Source organism: Roseibium sp. TrichSKD4 (assembly GCF_000148725.1).
GTDB lineage: Bacteria > Pseudomonadota > Alphaproteobacteria > Rhizobiales > Stappiaceae > Roseibium.
Genome location: NZ_GL476300.1, coordinates 324,337 through 328,894, shown reverse-complemented (window position 1 = coordinate 328,894; position 4,558 = coordinate 324,337). Strand labels below are relative to the sequence as shown.

General features: G+C 54.1%; 5 protein-coding genes and 1 pseudogene. 2 read left to right on the top strand and 4 right to left on the bottom strand.

What is annotated here, in order from left to right; all coding sequences use genetic code 11:
* Positions 1–198 (top strand): annotated as a pseudogene (locus TRICHSKD4_RS31470) (transcriptional regulator); the annotation flags it as partial.
* Between the two features lie 12 nt (positions 199–210).
* Here the strand turns inward: TRICHSKD4_RS31470 and TRICHSKD4_RS01545 are convergent.
* Positions 211–1,125 carry a DMT family transporter gene (locus tag TRICHSKD4_RS01545; protein ID WP_040615852.1) on the bottom strand — a complete coding sequence of 305 codons (915 nt, stop codon included), beginning with the start codon at positions 1,123–1,125 and terminating at the stop codon, positions 211–213.
* 105 nt (positions 1,126–1,230) lie between these two features.
* Positions 1,231–1,878, bottom strand: coding sequence for a hypothetical protein (locus tag TRICHSKD4_RS01540; RefSeq protein ID WP_009758954.1), 648 nt, complete (start codon positions 1,876–1,878; stop codon positions 1,231–1,233).
* Between the two features lie 68 nt (positions 1,879–1,946).
* On the opposite strand from TRICHSKD4_RS01540, the gene TRICHSKD4_RS01535 reads away from it, so the two are divergent.
* Positions 1,947–2,645 carry a type 1 glutamine amidotransferase gene (locus TRICHSKD4_RS01535; RefSeq protein ID WP_009758953.1) on the top strand — a complete coding sequence of 233 codons (699 nt, stop codon included), beginning with the start codon at positions 1,947–1,949 and terminating at the stop codon, positions 2,643–2,645.
* Between the two features lie 21 nt (positions 2,646–2,666).
* On the opposite strand, the gene TRICHSKD4_RS01530 is transcribed toward TRICHSKD4_RS01535, so the two are convergent.
* Both TRICHSKD4_RS01530 and TRICHSKD4_RS01525 read right to left on the bottom strand, forming a co-directional pair.
* Positions 2,667–3,803 (bottom strand): alpha-hydroxy acid oxidase, encoded by a 1,137-nt coding sequence (locus tag TRICHSKD4_RS01530; RefSeq protein WP_009758952.1) that lies wholly within the window; start codon positions 3,801–3,803, stop codon positions 2,667–2,669.
* 43 nt (positions 3,804–3,846) lie between these two features.
* A partial coding sequence (locus TRICHSKD4_RS01525; RefSeq protein ID WP_040615850.1) for an FCD domain-containing protein occupies positions 3,847–4,558 on the bottom strand: 712 nt, incomplete at its 5' end.

The window sequence follows — 4,558 nt, the reverse complement described above, 5'->3', positions numbered from 1 at the left end:
GCCGTATCGGTGTTCCCGGAAAGTGCTGTGCGTGAAGGGATGCGGATACTGGACGAGAAGGACGGCTTTCCGACGCTGCCTTATTGCGACATTGCCATGTTGCGGTCAGATGAGGCGCGCCTGCCCATGCATGATGCCCTGTGCAATCATGTCATTGCGGCCATCGGAAATGTGTCGGCCCCGATTGCGGCAGAATAAGCTTCCCTTTGGTTAGCGCCGCAACATCAAAACGTTGCCGCACAAGACAAGAACAACGCCGGCAATTGCCAACGCACTCCATTGGTAATTCTCGACGACTGTAGATACGGCCAAAGCCACAACTGGGAAAATAACTGTCGCATACCCGGCTTTTGCGGACCCGATCCGTCCTAAAAGCGTTAGATAAGAGCCAAACGCAATGACCGATGCAATCACGGCCAGATAGACAAGGCTGCCAAGATACAGTGGATCAAGCGGCACTTCGAAACTCTGTCCGCGAAGTAAAGCAAAACAGCCGATAAATCCCGCACCGTAAGCCATGCCCCAAGCGGACGCTGGTATAACAGCGATCCCGTCACCTTGCGCTTTGGCCGACACCATATTCCCGAGGCAGAAGGAGAGGGTGCCAAGTCCGCAGAGCGAGAGCCCCTTCAGGGCATCCGCATTCAATGTGGTGCCCATGATTTCTGGCCAAAACATCAGGGCAATCCCACAAATTCCTATGCCACCAGCAATGACAACATTGAGCGTTGGGCGCTGCGCAAAGAGCAGAAAGGCCAAAAGGATGTTGAAGGTCGATGCAATGGAAAAAACAACTGCGACCAGACCGGAGGGCAAGTAGGCCGCTCCATAATAAAACAGAGTGAAGTTGGTCGAGAAGATCAACACACCGAGGCCGAGGAACTTGGCGTGATCCTTAAGCGCGTACCTCATTTGATGACCGCGTATCCAGCTCCAACCAAACATGACCAAAGCTGCGAGCACAAACCGCCAGAAAACCGACACTTCCGGTGCAACATCACCGATCTGTCCCTTGATTGCGATCCAACTGAACCCCCAGGCAAAGACTGTAGCGCCATAAAGCCCGAGATCGAGCGAGGTCAATGTGGGGCGGGGCATAGGGGCAGCCGGGGCGGAAATGGACATGAAACTAGCCTGTATGAACGAGAAGACAGGCAATCTGGCAGTAAAGTCATATTCAAACAAATGATAGTTTGTGATCAAAAGATCAGAATTTGTGCTGAATGGTGTTCAGGTTCTGGAGGTGGGGTTCGGCGCGCTGGGATGCCAGACCGGTGTGTATCCGTTCAAAAGTGATTTCAAAATGCTTGGGGGTGTCAGCACCTCGCATGTTGTTGGCAGCGCAGTGAACTTTGGGATGCCGTACGCACCGAAACTCCAGGCAAGTAACATGCCTTGCCGCAGCGCATAAACGGCACCGTCTACAAGCACCATCGCTCCATCTGGAAGCTCATCTGTTCGAAGAGTGTGCAAACGTTTTGCTTTTCCGTTCAGCCGCTCGGCATGCAGAATAGTGTCCATGTCATCTGCCGACGGTGATGTTTTTAAGATATGCGCCTTTTGGAAGGCGGATTGAAAGGCGAGGGCGTCTTTTCGGCGACACTCAAAACAGGGGCGGTGCCCCGCAGTCAGGGCTGTCACTTCGTCCAGAAAAAACAGTTCCGTATAGCTGTGCCCCATCACTTCTCGCTGTCGGTTCTTGAAGTCGGTGACACAACAGATCCAGCGCTTTGAGGCCCAGTCCCGCTTAAGCAATTGACGCGTGTTCGGGTCGTGGATCCGTCCTCCGCGATTCCCCATGAAGGTGCCGCGGTCTTTCACAGCGTGAATTTGGGCATCAGGTGCGACGCGGTTTTGCAGAGGGCGATTTAAAACCATGGATGTCTTTCCTGGATGCGCGAATAAAGTAGTGTGCGGATTGGTCGAGGTTTTGAAAAGAGAAATTCATGCACGTTCTGGTCATTGAGAATTATCCGGGAACACCTCTCGGCGTTGTCGGAGAGGCTTTGGAAGAAAAGGGGATCGGAACGCAAAACGTGGCCGCCTATGAGGGAGAAGAGGTTCCAACGCATATTGGCGACGCTGCTGGTCTTATCATTTTGGGAGGCGAGCAATCGGCCATTGCAGATGAAACGCATCCGTTTTTGCCTGATGTCTGCAGGCTTATCCGGGATGCGCACGCGGTGAGCCGCCCAGTTCTCGGCATCTGTCTTGGCTCCCAGCTGATCGCGCGCGCATTAGGTGGCGGAAATGTTCTGGATCGCCCGGTTGAGTTTGGCTGGCACGATGTGAAACCAACAAAAGCGGGGCAGGATGACCCGGTCTTGTGCCACCTTGGAGACTGCGCTCCGATGTTTCACTGGCATGTTGATACTGTTGAATTGCCGCAAAACGCTGTGCATTTGGCCGCAAGCCAAATGACCCCCTATCAGGCTTACCGCGTCGGCCAGACGACTTATGCCATCCAGTTTCATTTTGAGGCAAGCGAAGCGGTGGTGCGGGAGTGGTCCAAAACCTTGAAAGATGCAATCACCAAGGTTCAGCCCAACTGGCCAAGCATCCTTGAAGCTGAGGCTCAAGCGAACGGTGCACGAGCCGATGAGGCCGGGCGAAAAATCGCCCGGGCCTGGGTTTCATTGTTGTAGGAGTTCGTGACTAGCCGAGCCTCACGGCAAGAGGTTGTGACGGCCAACGTTATGGATATCGGTTTCGCCGCAAAGGCCCATCGTGACGTCCAGCTCCTTGTGCATGATCTCAAGGGTCTTCGTCACGCCTGCCTTGCCCATGGCCCCGAGACCGTAGATGTAGGAGCGGCCTATGAAAGTGCTTTTGGCGCCCATTGCGACAGCTTTGAAGATGTCCTGTCCGCTGCGGATTCCGCCATCCATATAGACTTCCACCTTGTCCCCAACAGCATCGACGATATCGCGAAGAACATCATAGCTGGCCGCTGCACCATCCAACTGTCGCCCGCCATGGTTTGACACCACAATGCCATCAGCATCTGTTTCAGCAGCAATCTTGGCATCTTCAACATCATTGATGCCTTTCAGGATCAGTTTGCGATCCCAATGCTTCTTCACCCACTCTACGGATGACCAGTCGAGCGTCGGGTCAAATTGCTGGGCCGTCCATTCGGCAAGGGAGCCCATGTCACCAACACCGGACACACGACCAACAATGTTGCCAAAGTCGCGGCGTTTGGTCCGAAGCATGTTCCAGCACCAGCGCGGTTTGAGGGCGAGATCCAGCAGAACATGTGGTTTCGGTTTCGGCGGCGTGCTCAGGCCGTTTTTGATGTCCCGGTGCCGTTGACCTAGGACTTGCAGGTCAAGTGTCAAGACAAGTGCTGAGCAACCGGCAACATGCGCGCGTTTCATCAAGGATTCTGAAAAACCGCGATCGCGCATGACATAGAGCTGAAACCAGAACGGCTTTGTCGTGTGTTCGGCAACATCCTCAATGGAGCAGACACTCATTGTGGTGAGTGTATATGGAACACCGAACTCTTCAGCCGCTTGGGCTGCAAGTATTTCGCCATCGGCATGTTGCATGCCGGTCATGCCAACAGGGGCCAAGGCCACCGGCATCGAGACATCTTCGCCGATCATGGTCGTCTTGACGCTTCGATTGTCGATGTTGACCGCGACACGTTGGCGAAGTTTTTGGCGTTGAAAAGCTGCTTCGTTGTCCCGGTAGGTGCTTTCTGTCCAGGAGCCGGTGTCGGCATAATCATAGAACATTTTGGGGACACGACGTTTGGCCAAGACTTGCAGGTCATGAATGTCGGTTACTACGGGCATGTCAGCTCCTTAATTGGTAACTGTATTTAACCATTAGCCCGTTTCACACGGGGCGGTGTTTCAAGCGAAGTTCGGACACAGTGTTTCGGTTGTCCTGTTTCTCTGCTTCTTTGATGGCTTCTGAGACAAAGTCGATATGCGCTTCTGATGCCAGCTTGGCGGCCTGCGGATTGCCCTGCAGAATACTGTTGGCGATCTCGGTATGTTGATTAAGTACGCGTTCGCGCGCCGTTGGGTGATGGTAGAGGCGCTTGCGGTTGTACAAGATCCCGTTCTCCAAAAGCCGATAACAGGACCGCAGTGCGTGCAGAAGGATCATGTTATGCGCTGCTTCACCAACGGCATGGTGAAACTCCACATCGAGACTGGCTTCTCGTTGGTAGTCATTGGCTTCAAATGCAGTTTTCATCTGATCGACGATGGACGCAAGAACCGCATGATCGGACGCAGTTGCCCTTGTTGCAGCGTGGAAGGCGGCAACGCCCTCAATGTCTCTTCGAAACTCGAGGAAATCGGTCACTGCTTCCGGGTGCCGTTCCATCAATGCGATAATTGGAGGCGAGAAAACGGGGCCGATTACATCAGCCACAAAGGTGCCGCCGCCCTGACGGCTGACAATCAGCTCACCGCTTTCCAGCGATTTCAGAGCTTCGCGCAGAACTGGTCTGGAAACATCCATCCGCTCCGCAAGGTCCCGCTCTGACGGCAGACGGTCGCCGGGGCGCAAAACCCCATTGAGGATAAGAGCTTCGATT

Bases quoted from the DNA above. Each gene is read 5' to 3' on its own strand.
- TRICHSKD4_RS01545 (WP_040615852.1), bottom strand. From the start codon at position 1,125: ATGTCCATTTCCGCCCCGGCTGCCCCTATGCCCCGCCCCACATTGACC.
- TRICHSKD4_RS01540 (WP_009758954.1), bottom strand. From the start codon at position 1,878: ATGGTTTTAAATCGCCCTCTGCAAAACCGCGTCGCACCTGATGCCCAA.
- TRICHSKD4_RS01535 (WP_009758953.1), top strand. From the start codon at position 1,947: ATGCACGTTCTGGTCATTGAGAATTATCCGGGAACACCTCTCGGCGTT.
- TRICHSKD4_RS01530 (WP_009758952.1), bottom strand. From the start codon at position 3,803: ATGCCCGTAGTAACCGACATTCATGACCTGCAAGTCTTGGCCAAACGT.